The organism is Ruegeria sp. BB5, from assembly GCF_056539405.1.
In genome coordinates this window covers 108478-126846 of record NZ_JBQFUX010000002.1, presented here as the reverse complement: position 1 = coordinate 126846, position 18369 = coordinate 108478, and the positions used below count along the sequence as shown (strand labels likewise).

Annotated in this window: 17 protein-coding genes; 6 read left to right on the top strand and 11 right to left on the bottom strand. The window is 58.4% G+C overall.

From position 1 onward, the window contains the following. Window positions 1-20 precede the first annotated feature (20 nt). From ACR0DL_RS08605 to hslO, 6 genes are all read right to left on the bottom strand, one after another. Window positions 21-1250: a class I SAM-dependent RNA methyltransferase gene (locus ACR0DL_RS08605; protein ID WP_480688617.1), complete on the bottom strand. Its 1230-nt coding sequence runs from the start codon at window positions 1248-1250 to the stop codon at window positions 21-23. Window positions 1251-1307: 57 nt separating this feature from the next. Continuing rightward, entirely contained in the window at window positions 1308-3140 is a 1833-nt protein-coding gene (locus ACR0DL_RS08600; RefSeq protein WP_480688615.1) for an ABC transporter ATP-binding protein, read from the bottom strand. Beyond that, window positions 3137-4975, bottom strand: a complete 1839-nt coding sequence (locus ACR0DL_RS08595) for an ABC transporter ATP-binding protein (protein ID WP_480688613.1) — start codon at window positions 4973-4975, stop codon at window positions 3137-3139. The genes ACR0DL_RS08600 and ACR0DL_RS08595 overlap by 4 nt, the downstream gene beginning before the upstream one ends. 191 nt (window positions 4976-5166) lie before the next feature. After that, window positions 5167-6321 (bottom strand): CCA tRNA nucleotidyltransferase, encoded by a 1155-nt coding sequence (locus ACR0DL_RS08590; RefSeq protein ID WP_480688611.1) that lies wholly within the window; start codon window positions 6319-6321, stop codon window positions 5167-5169. After that, window positions 6318-6923, bottom strand: a complete 606-nt coding sequence (locus tag ACR0DL_RS08585) for a CoA pyrophosphatase (RefSeq protein ID WP_480688609.1) — start codon at window positions 6921-6923, stop codon at window positions 6318-6320. The genes ACR0DL_RS08590 and ACR0DL_RS08585 overlap by 4 nt, the downstream gene beginning before the upstream one ends. After that, complete coding sequence (gene hslO / locus ACR0DL_RS08580) at window positions 6907-7884, bottom strand: Hsp33 family molecular chaperone HslO (RefSeq protein WP_170349573.1); 978 nt, start codon at window positions 7882-7884, stop codon at window positions 6907-6909. Before hslO ends, ACR0DL_RS08585 begins: the two co-directional genes overlap by 17 nt. A 76-nt stretch (window positions 7885-7960) precedes the next feature. On the opposite strand from hslO, the gene ACR0DL_RS08575 reads away from it, so the two are divergent. After that, a complete protein-coding gene (locus ACR0DL_RS08575; protein ID WP_480688607.1) occupies window positions 7961-8407 on the top strand; it encodes an NUDIX hydrolase in 447 nt (148 codons plus the stop codon). Here ACR0DL_RS08575 and ACR0DL_RS08570 read toward each other — a convergent pair. Further along, window positions 8404-9675, bottom strand: a complete 1272-nt coding sequence (locus ACR0DL_RS08570; RefSeq protein ID WP_226689020.1) for a PP2C family protein-serine/threonine phosphatase — start codon at window positions 9673-9675, stop codon at window positions 8404-8406. The two genes, ACR0DL_RS08575 and ACR0DL_RS08570, sit on opposite strands and share 4 nt — an antisense overlap. A gap of 156 nt (window positions 9676-9831) precedes the next feature. Here ACR0DL_RS08570 and ACR0DL_RS08565 point away from each other — a divergent pair, with 156 nt between their 5' ends. Then, a complete protein-coding gene (locus ACR0DL_RS08565) occupies window positions 9832-10161 on the top strand; it encodes an Hpt domain-containing protein (RefSeq protein WP_480688605.1) in 330 nt (109 codons plus the stop codon). On the opposite strand, the gene ilvA is transcribed toward ACR0DL_RS08565, so the two are convergent. Beyond that, the gene (gene ilvA, locus ACR0DL_RS08560) at window positions 10158-11384 is read right to left on the bottom strand and encodes a threonine ammonia-lyase IlvA (protein WP_480688603.1); all 1227 of its coding nucleotides are present in this window, start codon (window positions 11382-11384) and stop codon (window positions 10158-10160) included. The two genes, ACR0DL_RS08565 and ilvA, sit on opposite strands and share 4 nt — an antisense overlap. Before the next feature lie 58 nt (window positions 11385-11442). Then, window positions 11443-12183: a hypothetical protein gene (locus tag ACR0DL_RS08555; RefSeq protein ID WP_480688601.1), complete on the bottom strand. Its 741-nt coding sequence runs from the start codon at window positions 12181-12183 to the stop codon at window positions 11443-11445. A gap of 141 nt (window positions 12184-12324) precedes the next feature. Here ACR0DL_RS08555 and ACR0DL_RS08550 point away from each other — a divergent pair, with 141 nt between their 5' ends. The 4 genes from ACR0DL_RS08550 to msrA all read left to right on the top strand — a co-directional run bounded on the left by ACR0DL_RS08550 (window position 12325) and on the right by msrA (window position 15118). Continuing rightward, window positions 12325-13551 carry an argininosuccinate synthase gene (locus ACR0DL_RS08550; RefSeq protein ID WP_170361039.1) on the top strand — a complete coding sequence of 409 codons (1227 nt, stop codon included), beginning with the start codon at window positions 12325-12327 and terminating at the stop codon, window positions 13549-13551. Further along, on the top strand, window positions 13548-13988 hold the full coding sequence (locus ACR0DL_RS08545) for a DUF1810 domain-containing protein (RefSeq protein ID WP_170349567.1): 441 nt from the start codon (window positions 13548-13550) through the stop codon (window positions 13986-13988). Before ACR0DL_RS08550 ends, ACR0DL_RS08545 begins: the two co-directional genes overlap by 4 nt. A 79-nt stretch (window positions 13989-14067) precedes the next feature. Further along, window positions 14068-14349, top strand: coding sequence for an SCP2 sterol-binding domain-containing protein (locus ACR0DL_RS08540; protein ID WP_170349566.1), 282 nt, complete (start codon window positions 14068-14070; stop codon window positions 14347-14349). A 97-nt stretch (window positions 14350-14446) separates the two neighbouring features. Next, complete coding sequence (msrA, locus tag ACR0DL_RS08535) at window positions 14447-15118, top strand: peptide-methionine (S)-S-oxide reductase MsrA (protein ID WP_170361041.1); 672 nt, start codon at window positions 14447-14449, stop codon at window positions 15116-15118. Here msrA and ACR0DL_RS08530 read toward each other — a convergent pair. Then, window positions 15115-15984 carry a ribokinase gene (locus ACR0DL_RS08530; protein ID WP_480688599.1) on the bottom strand — a complete coding sequence of 290 codons (870 nt, stop codon included), beginning with the start codon at window positions 15982-15984 and terminating at the stop codon, window positions 15115-15117. The two genes, msrA and ACR0DL_RS08530, sit on opposite strands and share 4 nt — an antisense overlap. A gap of 3 nt (window positions 15985-15987) precedes the next feature. Next, window positions 15988-18243, bottom strand: a complete 2256-nt coding sequence (locus tag ACR0DL_RS08525; protein ID WP_170506403.1) for an NADP-dependent malic enzyme — start codon at window positions 18241-18243, stop codon at window positions 15988-15990. Window positions 18244-18369 lie beyond the last annotated feature (126 nt).

The following is an 18369-nucleotide window of genomic DNA, read 5'->3' as shown; positions in this document are numbered from 1 at the left end:
ATTGACACTCTCCTGTCTGCTCATGATGCGGGGCCCCATACAAACCGCGCGGCAAGTTCCGTGTGTGACGACCATCGAAATTGGTCCACCACCTGTACCCATTCAAGAGTGTAGCCCGCATTAACCAGCGTTTTTGCGTCCCGTGCGAAGGTCACCGGGTTGCACGAGACATATGCAATCACCGGGCGCTGCGCCTGTGCCAGTTCGGCAACTTGCGCCTCGGCACCAGCGCGGGGCGGGTCCAGCACAACAGCGTCAAAGGATTTCAGCTCATCGGGCATCAGCGGGCGGCGGAACAGGTCGCGGGACTCGGTCGTGACCCGTTTCAACCCTTGCGCGCGGCGCCAGCCCTGATCCAGCGCATCCGTCATCACGGCTTCACCTTCGACCGCGTGTACCTCGGCATTTTCGGCGAGGGGGAGTGAGAAAGTCCCACTGCCTGCAAACAGGTCGGCAATACGCTTCGCACCCTGTATTGCCTGCAAAACCGCCTGTAACAGAGCCTGTTCCCCGTCTTTTGTCGCCTGCAGGAATGCTCCGGGCGGTGGCACAACCCCAACACCCCCAAAGCGTTGCATCGGAGGTTGGCGCATTGCGATCACTTCACCATCCCAGCTAAGCCGCGCCAAGCCGTGCTTCTCGGTTGCCTGCGCCAATGCCAGTTCCAACGGCCCATCCAGCGGTTTGCCACCCTTGACGGCCACATCCAGCCCGCCTTCGGACAAGGTCAGTGTCACGGCCAGCACGCCCTTGCGACTTCCGCCCAGAATAGCCAGCGCCTCGGCCACCGGTATGGCAACAATCAGGGCCGGGTCCAGCAGATGACAATCGGGGACTTCGGTGATCGTGTCGGACGCTCGGCCATGGAATCCGGCGAGCGTGCCCTTTTTGGTTCGACGCACGGCGATCGTGGCACGGCGGCGCGACCGCTCGGGCGAAGTATGGATCGGGCGCATCTGCGCCTCTAGCCCCTGCGCCGCCAGTGCGGTGCGCACCACTTCGACCTTCCAGTTGGCCACAAAATCATCTGCGGCGTGCTGCAATTGGCATCCACCACAGGCCTTGTAGTGACGGCAAGGAGGTTTCACCCTTTGGTCCGAGGGTGTTTCAACCCGTATGTCAGTCAGCAGCTGCCCTACTAATGCACCACTTACCACCTCACCTGGCAGGGTACGCGGCGCGTAAACCGGGCCGTCAGCAATGCCGTCTCCCTGATGACCCAGGCGATTTATGGTGAAGTGTTGCGTCATAAGGGGCCTGATACCGGGGCTTTGCGTGCAACAAAACCCCCTAGCACGCTTTGTGCGTTATTCGGCGGCTTCGGCCTGAATGAACCCGCCCGATTGGCGATGCCAGAACCGCGCGTACAACCCGCCCTGCTCCAACAGCGCGTCATGGGCGCCGGATTCGACGATCTGCCCCTGATCCAGGACGATAATCCGGTTCATCTCGCTGAGCGTGGACAGGCGATGTGCAATCGCCAGGACCGTCTTGCCCTGCATCACCCGGTGCAGGGCGGTTTGAATCGACGCCTCAACTTCGGAATCCAGCGCCGAGGTCGCCTCATCCAGCACCAGAATCGGCGCATCTTTGAGGATAGCGCGCGCCAGAGCGATCCGTTGCCGCTGCCCACCGCTGAGCTTCACACCGCGTTCGCCTAGATGCGCGTCATAGCCGCTGCGGCCATGGGCATCCTGTAGGCTAAGAATAAACTCATGCGCTTCAGCCTTCTTCGCCGCTGCAATCATGTCGTCTTCTGACGCGTTTGGGCGGCCATACAGGATATTCTCACGCGCCGAGCGGTTGAACATCGCAGTTTCCTGCGTGACCATGCCGATCTGACTACGCAAACTGTCCTGCGTTACTTGGCTGACATCTTGCCCATCAATGCGAATTATGCCTTTTTCCCCGTCATAGAGCCTGAGCAACAACGAGACCAAAGTGGATTTCCCAGCACCCGAGGCCCCAACAATTCCCAGCTTTTCACCCGGATGCACGGTCATGCTCACATCGGACACACCACCCACATCGCGACCATAGGCAAAGCTGACATGGTCGAAATCTATCCGCCCCTCGGTCACTGTCAGGTCAGTGGCTTGCGCGGCGTCCTCGACCCGGTCGCGTTTGGCAAGCGTCTTCATACCGTTCTCGACCTCACCCACATTCGCGTAGAGCCCCATTAGTGTGAAACTGACCCAGCCGGTCATCTGCGCAATTCTGATCGAAACCGCGCCAGCCGCCACGATATCACCCGCCGTCGCAATCCCGTTTCTCCACAAAAGCAGCGTCGCGCCCAGCAAGAGAACCGGAAGAACCCCAGCCAGCACCATCAGGATAAATCGGAAGCTGGCCGACAATGCCCCGAAGGCCAACATCTTTTCGCGTAGATCAACCATCGAGTTTCGCGCGGCCTGATCCTCAAACGCAGAATGGGCGAACAGCTTTACGGTCTTGATATTGGTGATGGTATCAACCACTTGCCCGGACACCATGGCGCGCGCGCCAGCCCGCGCAGCAGACCGGGCGCGAATGCGTGGCAGATACCAGCGGATCAGCAGAAAATACACCACTAGCCACCCGGCGAAAGGTAACATCACCAGTGGATGAATAGACCCTAACAAGAACAAAGAACCGGCAAGTGAGGCCAAGGCAAACACAATTGCACTGATTGTCTCGGACACGACCGAGGCCAGCGCATTTGACGTCTGCATCTGTTTCTGCGCGATCCGGCCTGCAAAATCATCGTCGAAATAAGTGACCGATTGGCCAAGGGTCCAGCGGTTCAGCTTGGCCAGCACCAGCGGCGGCACATTGGGCATGACGATATAGTTGTTCGTCACCGAAGACAGCCCAAACAGCGCCGGGCGCAGCAACATGAAAAATGCCACCACGCCCAGAATCATCCACAGATTATCTGCGTTGAAAAAACCCTGAGGTCCATTTTCCGATGCAAGATCGATCACCAGACCCAACATCCAGGCCGTTCCTGCCTCCATCGCGCCAGCCATCGCCGAAAAACTGGCGGCGACAAAAATCATCGGCCACGCGCCGGACAGGCACCAACGGATGAACGCCCCCAGCGTTTGCGGCGGGGGCGTCTCAGAGTTTTTGAACGGATCTATAAGATCGGCAGCCTTCATTCCGCAGCCTCCGGGTTCAGGAAGCCCCCAGATTGCCGCGCCCAGAACTGAGCGTAAAGCCCCCCATGCGCCAACAATTCGGAATGCCCGCCCTGCTCTACAATCCGACCTCCATCCATAACCAGAATACGATCCATCTGCGCAATGGTGCTCAGCCGGTGGGCAATGGCGATCACGGTTTTACCTTGCATCATGCCGTAGAGGGTCTCCTGAATCGACGCTTCGACCTCGGAATCCAGGGCGGATGTCGCCTCGTCCAACAACAGGATCGGTGCGTCCTTTAGGATCACCCGCGCCAGCGTCACCCGCTGCCTCTGTCCACCGGACAGCTTCACGCCCCGTTCCCCCACATGCGCGTCATAGCCGGTGCGCCCTTGTGGGTCTTGTAGGTCGAGGATGAATTCATGCGCCTCGGCCTGTTTGGCGGCAGCGATCATCTGTTCCTCGGATGCCTCGGGACGACCATACAGGATATTGTCGCGCACTGACCTGTGCAGCAGCGCACTGTCCTGCTGAACCATGCCGATATGGCTGCGCAGACTGTCCTGCGTGACGCTCGCGATGTTCTGGTCGTCAATCAGGATCGCACCCTGTTCAACGTCGTAAAACCGCAAAAGCAGCTTAACTAGGGTCGATTTTCCGGCACCGGACCGCCCGATCAGACCAATCTTTTCACCCGGTTGAATGGTCAGGTTGATATGATCCAGCCCACCGGTTTTGCGGCCATAGTGATGCGACAGGTCGCGGATTTCGATCTGACCTGTGGTCAGTTGCAAAGGTTTCGCACCCCGCGCATCCAGCAGGTCGATAGGCTGGGCAATCGTCTCCATCCCTTCAGCCACTACACCAAGCTGGCGGAAGAAACTGGTCAACGCCCACATGATCCAACCGGTCATCGCATTCAGTCGCAAGGTCAGCGCGGTCGCCGCTGCCACCACACCGACCGTAGCACTGCCCTGCATCCACAAGGCAATGGCCCAACCGACAACACCAACGATCAGCAGGCCGTTCAACGTCACCAGAACCGCATCCATAATGGTGAAGATCCGCATCTCAACTTGGAAGGTGCGACGGGTTTCAGCGATGGCTTCGCGGGCATAGTCCAACTCTTGATCATCATGCGCGAACATCTTGACCGAATGGATGTTGGTGTAACTGTCCACCACCCGACCTGTCACCGCCGAGCGCGCATCCGACGCCGCCTTGGACGCCGGTCCGACCCGAGCGACCGTCCAGCGCACCAACAATGCATATAGTGCAAACCAGATCAGCAGCGGCAACAACAGGCGCGGATCGGCCGCCATCAATAGGATCGCCGCCCCGATCAGATAAGCCAGCGAGAAAGAAATCGCGTCAAAAACCTGAAACACGGCCTCACCCGCGGCGGGGGGCGTCTGCATGATCCGGTTTGCGATACGGCCCGCGAAGTCATTCTCGAACCACCCCACGGACTGACGCAGCACGTGCTTATGCGCCCGCCAACGTATGATGGTGCCAAAGTTCGGCAGGATCGTGTTGTTCAGCAGCAGGACATCGACCACATGCAGCATCGGGCGTAACAGCAGCACAAACACAGCCATCAGAATCAATTCGGTCCCGTGGGCCTGCCAGACCTCAGCCGGAGGGCCAGACAACAGGTCAACCACCCGACCCATGTAATAAATCAGCCCGACCTCGACCGCGGCGACGATGACTGAAATCAGCGCGGTCCAGAAAAACACCCGCATGAAAGGTCGGGAATAATCCAGCATAAACGGCCACAGCCGCGTGGGCGGTGTGTCGGTCTCGGTATAGTCGGCAAAAGGGTCAACAAGGTTTTCGAAATAGCGAAACATGGAGAGTGCTCCGATTGAGCAGTAAATAGGTCATGCGAAGAAAGATGGCGCCAGAACACCACCCCTACGGGTCAAAGTGTTCCGGCTTTAGCCGAACCAGATCCCGTAATACATTCGCATCCCTCCATTCATGTGACAGGCGCACGAAACCACAAAGAAGTTGATTTGTCATCCCCTTTTGAGACTTCGTGTCAGATGCTCAGCAATTCCTCGCGGGTCAGCGCAAAGCCTGATGCAATCCAGCGCGCCTCAAGCTCGGCCAGTTTTTTGCCCAGCGCGGGACCGGTGAAATCGGGAATCAGGTCGGTGGCCTTGATCGGGAAATCAGCCTCAGCCCCTTTGTGCAGATCGGTGCGCAAGGTTTCGCTCCACGGCTGTTCAAGGAATGCACAGCGCAGCAAGGTTTCGTGCAAGCCGCCCTCTTCGCCATAACGAAACCCCAGTTCGGCAACGCTGGCGGTACCGGATGCCTCATCCCGCATGCGGGTCAGACGTTGTAATTGCGCCTTGCTCAGGCGCAGGGTCTTGGCGATTTCCGGTGTTGCGATTGCGGCCAGACGCCGAATTGACTCAGGGGCGGCCCCGGCCTGTTCCTCTAAGGCTATCAACGGTGCCAACGCACGGTCCTCGGCCCCTGGCAACAGCCGGGCCAGAACTCCCGATTGACGCATCGCGGCAATCGAGGGTGCCGGATCGGGTGCGCCCATAAGTTTCAGAAGTTCAGCCCCGACCCGTTCACGAGACAGGCCCTCTAGCCCGTCCAGATTGGACGCAATCGCCGCCAGAGCGTCCGGATCAAACCCAGCCTCTGCATCGCCGTACCAGGCGTGAAACCGGAAATACCGCAGGGATCGCAGGTAATCCTCTCGAATGCGGTTCTCGGCGTTGCCGATAAAGCGCACGCGGCGGGATTGCAGGTCGGGCAGCCCGTTCAACGGGTCGAGAATACTGCCATCGGGCCGCGCATAGATCGCATTCATGGTGAAATCGCGGCGCGCGGCGTCCTCTTCCACCTTGTCGGAGAAAGCCACCACCGCCCGGCGGCCATCGGTTTCCACGTCGCGGCGAAAAGTGGTGATCTCATGCGGGGCACCGCCACTGACCACAGTGATCGTGCCGTGGTCGATTCCGGTGGGGATGGCCTTGAGGCCCGTTGCCTGCGCCAACTCCATCACCCGTTCGGGGCGCGCGTCGGTGGCGATATCGATATCCGAGACCGGCGCGCCCAGCAGCGCGTTGCGCACGCAACCCCCGACGAACAACGCCTGCGCACCAGCGCCCGTCAACGCCGCACAGACCTTTTGCGTTGCCGGATCAGTAACCCAGGCCTCAGAAATTCGCGTCATTCATTCACCCGTGCAGCCAATCCCCGCAACATTCGGGCCGTCGCGCCCCAGATGTAGTAGGGGCCGAACGGCACCGTGAAATAATACCGTTTGTGACCACGCCAGCGGCGCGATTCAACGATATAATTCGCAGGGTTGAGGACATGTGCAAGCGGAACCGAAAACACCTCGTCCACTTCGCCCGGTTCGGGGGTCAGTTGAAACCCTTCGCGCAGGATCGCGACAACCGGTGTAACGGTAAAGGACGTGACGGTTTCATGAGACGATAGGTGGCCCAGAATCTCAGGCAAGTCGGGCGGCAGACCGATCTCCTCCTGCGCCTCACGCAGGGCAGTGGCGGTGACATCTACGTCGCCTTGATCCTGCTTACCGCCGGGAAAGGCGATCTGGCCAGGGTGGTGTTTCAGAGCCGAGGATCGTTTTGTCAGAATCAGCCGCGGCGTGTCGTCAAACACCGTAATCGGAACCAGCACCCCCGCCGGGCGCAATATGCGCCCTTCAGGCAGGTTGGTTTCGGGGTTCAGGTCGAAATCGCTTGAACCATGGCCGGGGCGGCGCAGGGCCGCCCGCAGCTGGTCCGTAGGATCAGGCGTCGTCCGCATCAAAGCCGACCGAGCCCGGTTCCAGTATGTAATGTGCGCCACAGAACTGACAATCGGCGGTTACCTTGCCTTCGGGCGTGGTCATCTTTTCGATGTCCTTGGCCGAATAGATCGACAGGCTTTGCCGCACACGATCTTCCGAACAGGTGCAGCCGAATTGCACGGACTGAGCGTCATAGACCCGCGGCTGTTCCTCGTGAAACAGCCGGATCAACAGGTCGGTCGGCGCCACCGAAGGCCCGATCAATTCGAGATCCTCGACCGTATCCAACAGGATGTTAACGCGGCCCCAGTTTTCACTCTCTTCCCCGTCGACCAGATCTTCGGCGGTTAGGATCTGCCCTCCACCTTGTCCGTCCGCCACAAAGGGCGAGGCCTTGGGCATGTGCTGCAGCATCACCCCGCCCGCGCGCCAATGCTCACCGACGCCCGGCTCGGTCGATTTGCCAAAGCTGAGCGAGAACCGCGTCGGCAGCTGCTCGGATTGTGCGAAATACGCCTCGGCACAGGCAGAGATCGAGCCCCCCGCCAGCGGTGTGATCCCCTGATACGGCTGCGTGCCTTCACCCTGGTCGATCATGATGGCGAAATAACCCTCGCCCACCTGATCAAACGGCCCACCATCAGTCAGGCGGTCGCGATCATAACTGGCATAGGCGCGGATGCGGGCCGGCTCACCCTCGACCTTGGGCGCAAAGTAATCGGTCGCTATCATGCGCACCGGGCCCTTGGACTGCACCTGCAAAGACAGTTTCCAACGCAGCGAAACGGTCTGGCCGATCAACGCGGTCAGCAGGGCCATCTCGGCCACTAACGCCTCGACCTTTTCGGGATAGTCATGCTGCTTCAGGATGCCGTCCAGCACGCCATCCAGACGGGCTACACGGCCGCGCATATCCGATACATCAAGTTGAAAGGGCAGGACAGTATCGTCCCACGCGATTTTCGTTCCAAGAGACATGGGGTTTCCTTACACGCCACGGGTTGGCATACCGGCACCATATAGGTTGAACAGATTGGGTTTGAAGGGGCCATACATGATCAGACGGTTCGGTGAAACCCCGGAAAAAGGGCGTACATATACACGCAGACCGGGTGTCTATGCGTTGCTGCCGCAAGGAAAAGACCTGCTGGTCACGTGGTATGACGATGGGCTGAACCCCGAATTGCAGCTGCCGGGCGGTGGCATTGATCCGGGCGAGTCCCCGATTACCGCGCTGCATCGCGAAGTGTTCGAAGAAACCGGCTGGCTGATCGCCGCCCCGCGGCGGATCGGTGCGTTTCGCCGGTTCACCTTTATGCCTGAATATGACCTTTGGGCCGAGAAAATCTGCATGATCTACAGCGCCCGTCCGGTGCGCCGGATGGGACCGCCTCTCGAAGAGTTTCACGAGGCGCTTTGGATGGAAACTGCCGTTGCGGTGCAGATGCTTGGCAACGAGGGGGACCGTCACTTTGCCACCCGACATCTGAACAGTTTCTAAGCCCCGTTATATTCAAAGAACACGGCGGACACGTCATCATCCATGCCGCTGCCCGGTGCCATGGCCTGCGTCAGGCGCCAGAACATATCGTCCAGAAACTCGGTACCGCTGCGGTCGGGCGCACAATCGCGGGCCATCTGCTGCAGGCCTTCTTCCTCAAGCAAGCCGCCATCGGCCAGACGACACTCGGTAAAACCATCAGAATACAGCATCAGTTTATCGCCAGGTTGCAGGTAAGTTTCGATCCGCTGAAAGGACACATCGGGCAGCAAACCGATGGGAAGGCCGCCTTCGCCCAGAAATTCGGCACTGCCGTCTTGGCGTAATACAAGTGGATGCGGGTGCCCGGCCTGCACCATCTTAAGATGCCCGTTGCGCAGGTCGACAATAGCATAAACCATGGTGAAATATTCTTCGACGCCGGCATCGGCCATCAGGCGGCAATTGAGCATCTCGGCCACCTGTTCGGGTGGCAGCAGCGCATAGAATTTGTCAAAGCGCTTTTCCATCGCCACGTTCTGATCGAAATGATTGCTGGACAGATAGCCGCCCAATCGCGCCGTCATCATCGCCGAGGTGATACCGTGACCCGACACGTCAATGCTGTAAAACCCCAGCCGATTGACCCCGGGCGAGAACATCCCCACCAGATCACCGCCAATATGCCCGCAGGGTTTCAGCAGCATGCTGACCCGCGATTTCCCGAAATCCCGCGTCAGTTCGGGGACAAGGGATTCCTGAATTTTCCGGGCCTGAATCAGGTCTTTGTCGATGGCATCATGCGCCACGCGCAGGTCTTCTAACGCGGATTCGATCATCCGGTTCTTCTCGGACAGTTCGCGCTGCATATCCAGAATCCGCGCCCCGGCCGAGATCCGCGCGCGCAGCTCATCCGCCTCAAGCGGTTTGATCAGGAAATCGTCCGCACCAGCGTCCAGCCCGCGCGCCACCTCTTGCTTTTCACTTTTTGAGGTCAACAGGATGAAGTAACTGTATTGATCACTTTCCAGCGCCCGGAAGGCACGGCAGAATTCCAGCCCGCTCATCCCCGGCATCACCCAATCGCTGAGAACCAGATCCGGCGGGTCGGTGGCGCACATCTCGATCGCGGCGTCGCCGTTATCGGCCTCTAGCACCTCAAAGCCCCACTTTTTCAGCGAGGCCACCAGAATACGACGTTGCAGCCGGCTGTCATCGACGACCAGCACCTTTTGGATCGCGCCAAAATCCTGATCGGACCTGGCCTCTGCCTGACTGCCCTCTGCCACCTGAACCCTCTGCACTGTGACCTTTACGGAACGCAGCGACCCTAGCGCGGGGCGGTTTAACATCCGGTGAAGGCGTCTTTGTCTTGTTGCTTAACCCGCTCTTTACTCGCCGTGGGCTACGCAAGTCAGGTCGCGATATGTGTGGAGAGGCCGAACATGATCGACTGGTCCAGAGTCAGACAACTGCAGGATGAGGTGGGTGCCAACGAATTCGAAGAGGTGGTGCAGATCTTTCTGGACGAGGTTCAGGAAACCATCGACCGGCTGCATCAGGACACCGACCGGGCTGAGTTCGAACAGAACATGCATTTCCTCAAGGGCAGCGCGTTGAGCCTGGGGTTCGACCGGTTTTCCAAGCTGTGTCAGGACGCAGAGCGCAACGCCGCCGCTGGCAAGGCCAGTGACGTCGATCTGCCTGCCCTCCTGACCGTTTATGACAACTCCAAAACTGTGTTCTTTGCCGAGAAAGCCGCGAACCTGTCCTAGATCACGAACTGCGCCAGCGTCTCGTCTTCGGTGATGTCGGTATAGGTAAAGCCAGCCTCATCCAGATGCGCGAACAGGCGTGCGAAATTCTCGGGCTTACGGGTTTCGATGCCGATCAGGACCGAACCGAAATTGCGCGCCGACTTCTTCATGTATTCGAACCGGGCGATATCGTCTTCCGGCCCTAATATGCCCAGAAACTCTTTCAACGCGCCGGGGCGCTGCGGCAGGCGCAGGATAAAGTACTTTTTGACGCCGGAATAACGCTGCGCCCGTTCCTTGACCTCGGGCAGACGTTCGAAATCGAAATTGCCGCCCGAGGTGACGCAGACAACGGTTTTGCCGCGGATAAAGCTTTGCACATCAGTCACCGCCTCGATCGCCAGAGCGCCTGCGGGCTCAAGCACGATGCCTTCGACATTCAGCATTTCGATCATGGTGGTGCAGATACGATCCTCAGACAGGACCAACACGTCGGACAGGTGGCGATCCTTGAGCAGTTCAAACGGTTTCGCCCCGATCTTCCCGACCGCTGCCCCATCGACAAAATTGTCGATGTGATCCAACGCCACCGGATGCCCCGCTGCCATGGCCGCATGCAAACAGGCCCCGCCTTTGGGTTCGACAAACAGGCAATGAGTCCGATCCCCGAACCATGTCGCCACGCCCGAGGACATTCCACCCCCGCCCACGGGCAGGATGACATGATCGGGGATACCGCCCAATTGCGCCTCAATCTCAACCGCTAGTGAGGCCTGCCCTTCAATCACATCCTCATCGTCAAAGGGCGACAGAAAATGCCCGCCCTGCTGCGCACACCACGCTTGCGCAGCAGCCAGTGTGTCGTCGAAATAATCGCCGGTCAGATGAACCTCGATATTGTCGCCACCGAATATACGGGTCTTCTGGATTTTCTGCTGCGGCGTCGTCACCGGCATGAATATCACGCCCTTCACACCCAGATGCTTGCACATGAAGGCCACGCCCTGCGCATGATTTCCCGCGCTGGCGCAGACGAAAAGCTCTTGCCCCTGCTGCTTGCGCATGGCGTTGAACGCACCACGGATTTTATACGACCGCACCGGGCTGAGGTCTTCGCGTTTCAGCCAAATATCCGCGCCATAGCGATCCGACAAATGGGCATTCCGCTGCAGCGGCGTTGCCGGAAACACAGAGCGCATCGCCTGTTCGGCGGCACGGGCGCGGGTCATGAAATCAGTCATGACCGTTTCAGTGGCCTATCCCGACTAAAAGAGCAAGGAATACATATGTGTACGCGGGTTAGGCGAGCTCGCGTTTTTCAACGCAAATACCATAGAACGTCGTTAGGATACTCAGGCCGACCATCGCAATCATCCAGTTCACAACAGCCTGAAGAACAAAACCCAGAAACCCGGAAAAGGCACCGACAAACCCTGCGAGCAACCCCAGAACAAAGCTAAACGCGAAGAAAAATAGAAAAACCATAATTATCGCCGTCGCTACTGTTTGAGTGGCGCGCCACGATTCAGATATTGAAATCGTGTTCCCAACTGCGCTTGCCGGAAGTATCAGGCTCAAACGCTGCGCAACCCAAAAAATAAAGATGAAACCAACGGTCAAGACAGCTCCGCCGAGCAGTGAGAAAGAACCGGTTCCAATCCCTCCGACGACATAAACAACTCCGACTAAAACGAGGGCCATTCCCGCAAAGATTAATCCCAGCAGCAGCGCCCAGCCAAAATAAGCCAAAATGCGTGACCCGTTGAATTCAGGGAATACTTTGCCTGGGTATTCTGACAGCAAACAATAGCGATGCCATCCAACAGCCACCCAAAGTGCAGCAATGTAGTTCAGGATCGCGAGCAGAAAAACCCCACCGGCAACTCCCTGCTCTCCTGTTACAAATGCCGGCCCTTTTACGATGAACAAAAGCACTCCCAGCAGAGACACCGCAATTACAGGAGACGAAACGCGCAATGCTGTGCCTAAATCATTGAAAATCATTCCAAGCGCATGTTTGAAAATCTGCCAACTCAACATCCTGAAACCGCCCTCTCAACCAATCGTTGTTCTCTTTCCACCTGTATCACCTCAATTCCCACCCAGGGTCAACGCAGATAACTTGCCCCCACGTTCAAAACCCGTTAGGGGCCAAGCGTCTTACGCATAAGGGGAAGTCAGATGTCCGCGCCCAAGAAAGTTGTTCTGGCCTATTCCGGTGGCCTTGATACCTCGATCATCCTGAAATGGTTGCAGACCGAGTATGGCTGTGAGGTCGTGACCTTCACCGCCGATCTGGGTCAGGGTGAAGAGCTTGAGCCCGCCCGCCAAAAGGCCGAGTTGCTGGGGATCAAGCCCGAAAACATCTATATCGAGGACATCCGCGAAGAGTTTGTCCGCGACTTCGTCTTCCCGATGTTCCGCGCCAATGCGCAATACGAAGGCCTGTATCTGCTGGGCACCTCAATCGCGCGTCCGCTGATCTCGAAACGTCTGGTCGAGATTGCCGAGGCCACCGGTGCCGACGCCGTTGCACATGGCGCAACCGGCAAGGGCAACGATCAGGTGCGGTTTGAACTGGCGGCTTACGCGCTGAACCCGGACATCAAAGTGATTGCCCCGTGGCGTGAATGGGATCTGACCAGCCGCACCAAGCTGTTGGAATTTGCCGAAGCGAACCAAATCCCGATTGCCAAGGACAAACGCGGCGAGGCGCCGTTCTCGGTCGATGCCAACCTGCTGCACACCTCGTCCGAAGGTAAGGTTCTGGAAGATCCGGCGGATCAGGCGCCCGACTACGTCTATCAGCGTACCGTCCACCCCGAGGACGCACCGAACGAGCCCGAGTTCATTGAGATCGGCTTTGAAAAAGGCGACGCGGTCAGCATCAATGGCGAGGCGATGAGCCCCGCAACCATCCTGACCAAACTGAACGAATATGGCGGCAAGCACGGCATTGGCCGTCTGGACCTGGTCGAAGGACGCTTCGTGGGCATGAAATCGCGCGGTATTTATGAAACACCCGGCGGCACCATCCTGCTGGAAGCGCACCGTGGTATCGAATCCATCACCATGGACCGTGGCGCGATGCACCTGAAAGATCAGCTGATGCCGCAATATGCCGAGCTGATCTATAACGGCTTCTGGTACAGCCCCGAGCGGGAAATGCTGCAGGCGGCCATCGACAAATCTCAGGATCATGTCACCGGCACTGTCCGCGTGAAACTGTACAAAGGTCTGGCTTCGACCGTAGGCCGCTGGTCGGATCATTCGTTGTATTCCGAAGAGCATGTGACGTTCGAAGATGACGCCGGCGCCTATGACCAAAAAGACGCGGCCGGATTTATTCAGTTGAACGCGCTGCGCCTGAAATTGCTGGCGGCGCGGGATAAGCGCCTGTCCAAGTGATCGACGACGACGACATCAACGACGAACTCGATCTGTTCATCGAAGCGCAGGACGCGGTCTGGTCCGACGTCCTGCGCGAATTGGAACAAGGGCAGAAAACCAGCCACTGGATGTGGTTTGTATTTCCGCAATTGGCCGAACTTGGTCGGTCTCACATGGCGCAGCTGTACGGGATCGAGGATTTGGATGAGGCCACAGCCTATCTGGATCATCCAGACCTCCGCCAGCGCCTGACCAAGGTTGCTGGGTTGATGTTGCAGCACAAGGGGCGCGATGCCAGTGACATTCTAGGTGGGATTGACGCAAAGAAACTGCGATCCTCGATGACGTTGTTTGCATCCGTGCCCGGAGCTCCGTCAGAGTTCCAGACTGTTCTTGATGCCTTTTATGATGGGCAACCCTGTGAGCGGACCCGGCAAATCCTGCAAATGTCGTGACTGCAGGGTCCAGTTGGGTCACCCTTGCACAAGAACGCCCATTCTCTTTACGCATAGGCAAATTGTGAAGGGGACAAAGATGCTGCAGGACATCGCCAACGGCATTCAGCAAGGCTTGGATGGCAAAAGCTTTGAGGGCTCGCTGAAATTCGATTGTGGCGAGGATGGGGTCATCGTTCTGGCCGATAATCGGGCCAGCACACAGGATCGCGACACCGATTGCACCATCCGCATTTCGCAGGACAACCTGACCAAATTACTGACGGGCAAGCTGAACCCGATGACCGGCGTAGCATTGGGCAAGCTCAAGATTTCGGGCAATATGGGTGTGGCGATGAAGCTGGGACAGCTGCTAGGTTAAGACGATAAACTCGTCTCACCACCCCGTGACAAACCATGTCAGCGGATTGCGCCAACGCATAAGTCAGGGCAGCCTTATCCCGAAAAGGAGACCTGCCATGACCCGCATCGCCTATCTCGATTTTTTCAAACCTACGCTTCAGTTCACGCTGATCGCTCTTGTCGCCCTGCTGCGTGCCGCCCCGGCACCCGCCGCCGGGTCCGAAACCCTGACGGTTGCAGGGGGCTGTTTCTGGTGCGTCGAATCCGATTTCGAATCCGTTCCGGGCGTGACTGGCGCCGTGTCGGGTTTCACCGGTGGCAGTACCGCCAATCCAACCTATGATCAGGTCACCAAAGGCGGAACCGGCCATTACGAGGCGGTTCAGATCACCTTTGACCCGGCCCGCGTTTCCCGTGAAACCCTGCTGAGTATGTTCTTCCGTTCGGTCGACCCAACGGATGCGGGCGGTCAGTTCTGTGACCGGGGTGACAGCTACCGCACGGCCATTTTCGTCTCTAACGCTGGGGAAAAAGCCCTGGCTCAGCAAGCCAAGACAAGTGCCCAGAACGCGCTGGGGCAACAGATTGTGACGCCAATCCTGCAGCAGGGGGCATTCTACCCGGCTGAGGCCTATCACCAGGATTACTATAAGGGGAACAAGCTGGTCCTGACCCGCTTTGGCCCCAAACGCCAGCACAGCGCGTACAAAGCCTATCGCAAAGCCTGCGGCCGTGATGACCGGGTCAAGCAGCTTTGGGGCAGTGACGCACCGTTCGCGGGGTCTTAATCGAGCCGCGCTTCGCGCACCTCTTTGAGATCGGGAATAACATCAGCTGTGCCGTGCCGCGTGACCATCAAGGCCGCGGCACGGTTTGCTTGTGAAATCACCTGTGCCATTGGCATCCCGCGATCCATTCCTGCCAGAACATAGCCGGTGAAAGTATCCCCTGCGCCAGTGGTATCCACGGCCTTTACCTTGTGCGCCGGAAAATCCGTAGCGGCGCCGCGATGGTAATACCGCGCTCCTTTTGACCCCAAAGTGACGATCACATGCTCGACCTCAAGGTCGGTAACGGATTGCCCGGTTGCCTGCTGTAGTTGTTCAGCCTCGATCTCATTCAGGATCAGAAAATCCAGATACGGCAACACGGCCTGAACCGCGTCAGCCTGGAACGGTGCGGCGGCATAGCAGACAGTCAGCCCCAGATCGCGCCCCATCTTTGCGGCTTCGACCTGTAGGTTGGTTTCATTCTGCATCACCAGCACATCACCATGCAGGGCCGAGGACAGCGCTTGCCCCAACTGACCCTGAGTGATCGCGTGGTTTGAACCGGGGAACAGAATGATGTTGTTCTCACCCTGTGCGTCCACCGCAATGATGGCATGACCGGTCGGAACCTCGACTCCAGTGATATGGCGCGTGTCCACGCCATATTCGGTCATACGATCCAGCGCCCAGCGCCCATCCGGCCCCACGGCCCCGATATGCGCCACTTGCGCCCCGGCTCGAGCGGCGGCCACAGACATATTTGCCCCTTTGCCACCCAGATACCGATCCAGCCGATTGGCTGAAAGCGTCTCTCCCGGTCCGGGCAGGTGCGGCACGTCATAAATCATGTCCGCGTTGATCGAGCCGAGGTTCCAGATCGTCATGGCTTAAGCGATATCGCACGAGGCGAGGATGGCCATGTTCAGGATATCATTCGCCGTTGAGCCGGTCGAACAGATCTGAATCGGCTTGTCGACACCAGACAGGATCGGGCCAATCACCGTGGACCCGCCCATTTCCTGCATCAGCTTGGTCGAGATCGACGCCGAATGCCGAGCGGGAACGATCAGGATATTCGCCGGGCCGGTCAGGCGCTGGAACGGATAGCCTGCCTGCTGATCCTCGTTCAGGGCAACGTCCACGGTCATCTCGCCCTCGTATTCGAAATCCACTTTGCGCTTATCCAGCACGACAGGCGCGCGGTGCATCTTTTCGGCCCGTTCCGACACCGGATACCCAAAGGTCGAGAAACTGACGAAGGCCACGCGCGGCTCAAGCCCCATATGACGTGCCACTGCGGCCGAGCGTTCGGCGATATTGGCCAGGTCATTCTCATCCGGCCATTCATGCACCAGCGTATCGCCGATCAGTACGATCCGGCCTTTGTGCAACAGCGCGGTCACACCTACCGCACCATGCGCTTTGTCCGCGTCGAACACGTGATTGATCCGGTCCAGCACATGCGCCGATTTGCGCGTGGCCCCGGTTACCAGGCCATCACCATGCCCATGCGCCAGCATCAGGGATGAGAACACATGCCGGTCACGCGCCGCTAGGCGGTAAATATCCTTGCTATCAAAACCTTTGCGCTGCAGGCGCTTGTACAGGAAATCGGTATAGGTCTCGAGATGCGTGGTGTTGGCGGCATTCACCACCTCCAACTCGCGCACGGCATCGCCCAGCCCGGCCTCTTCCAGCTTTTGTTTTACGTCATCGGGGCGACCGACAACCAGGGCCTTGCCGAATCCAGACCGCTGATAGGTCACAGCAGCGCGCAGTACACGTGGATCGTCACCTTCGGCGAAGATCATGCGGCTTTGCGCTTGGCGCGCACGGGCGTTCAGACCGCGCAGGATGCTGGCGGTCGGGTCCATGCGGGATTTGAGGCTCAGCTCATAGGCGTCCATGTCGATGATCGGACGCCGCGCTGCGCCGGTATCCATGCCCGCCTTGGCCACGGCAGGTGGGATACGATGGATCAGTCGGGGATCAAACGGTGTCGGGATGATATAATCGCGACCGAAGGTCAGCGATTTGCCATAAGCCATCGCAACCTCATCCGGCACATCCTCGCGCGCCAGACGGGCCAGCGCATGGGCGCAGGCAATCTTCATCTCGTCATTGATGGCACGGGCGTGAATGTCCAGCGCACCCCGGAACAGATAGGGGAAGCCCAGCACGTTGTTGACCTGGTTCGGATAATCGCTGCGTCCGGTGGCGACGATGGCATCCACACGCACCTCATGCGCTTCTTCCGGCGTGATTTCAGGGTCGGGGTTGGCCATGGCGAAAATCACCGGGTTGTCGGCCATGCTGGCGACCATGTCCTGCGTGACCGCACCTTTGACCGACACGCCCAGGAACACATCCGCGCCGTTCATAGCGTCTTCCAGCGTGCGCAGATCAGTGGTGATGGCGTGTGCCGATTTCCACTGGTTCATCCCTTCGGTACGGCCCTGATAGATTACGCCCTTGGTGTCGCAGACGATGCAGTTTTCATGCCGCGCACCCATTGCCTTGAGCAGTTCTATACAGGCGATCCCAGCAGCACCTGCACCGTTCAGAACGATCCTCACATCCTCGATCTTTTTGCCCGAGATATGCAGCGCGTTCAGCAGACCTGCCGCGCAGATCACCGCCGTGCCGTGTTGATCATCGTGAAAGACGGGAATGTCCATCTCTTCCTTCAGGCGCTGTTCGATGATGAAACACTCGGGCGCCTTGATGTCTTCCAGATTGATGCCGCCAAAGGTCGGCCCCATCAGCTTCACTGCGCGGCAGAATTCATCTGGGTCTTCAGTGTCCAACTCGATATCGATCGAGTTCACATCGGCAAACCGTTTGAACAGGACCGACTTCCCCTCCATCACCGGTTTTGAGCCCAACGCGCCCAGATTTCCAAGACCCAGAACCGCCGTGCCGTTCGAGATTACCGCGACCAGATTGCCCTTGTTGGTATAGTCATAGGCCGTTTCGGGGTTTTCCGCGATTGCTTCACATGGAACAGCGACACCGGGACTATAGGCCAGCGACAGATCACGCTGGGTTGTCATTGGAACCGTGGCCTGCACCTCCCACTTGCCGGGAGTGGGGTCCAGGTGAAAGGCCAGGGCTTCTTCGTCGGTAATTTTCGCTTTGGGCATCTGATATGTCGTTTCTTTACATCTGTTGGGCTGTCGCCTCATAGCGCAGGAAAACGCGCGCCTCAACGAGAATGAGTTTTCGGCTTTTACAGAAGATGCGGGATTTGTAAGGTCGCGCCCGGAACA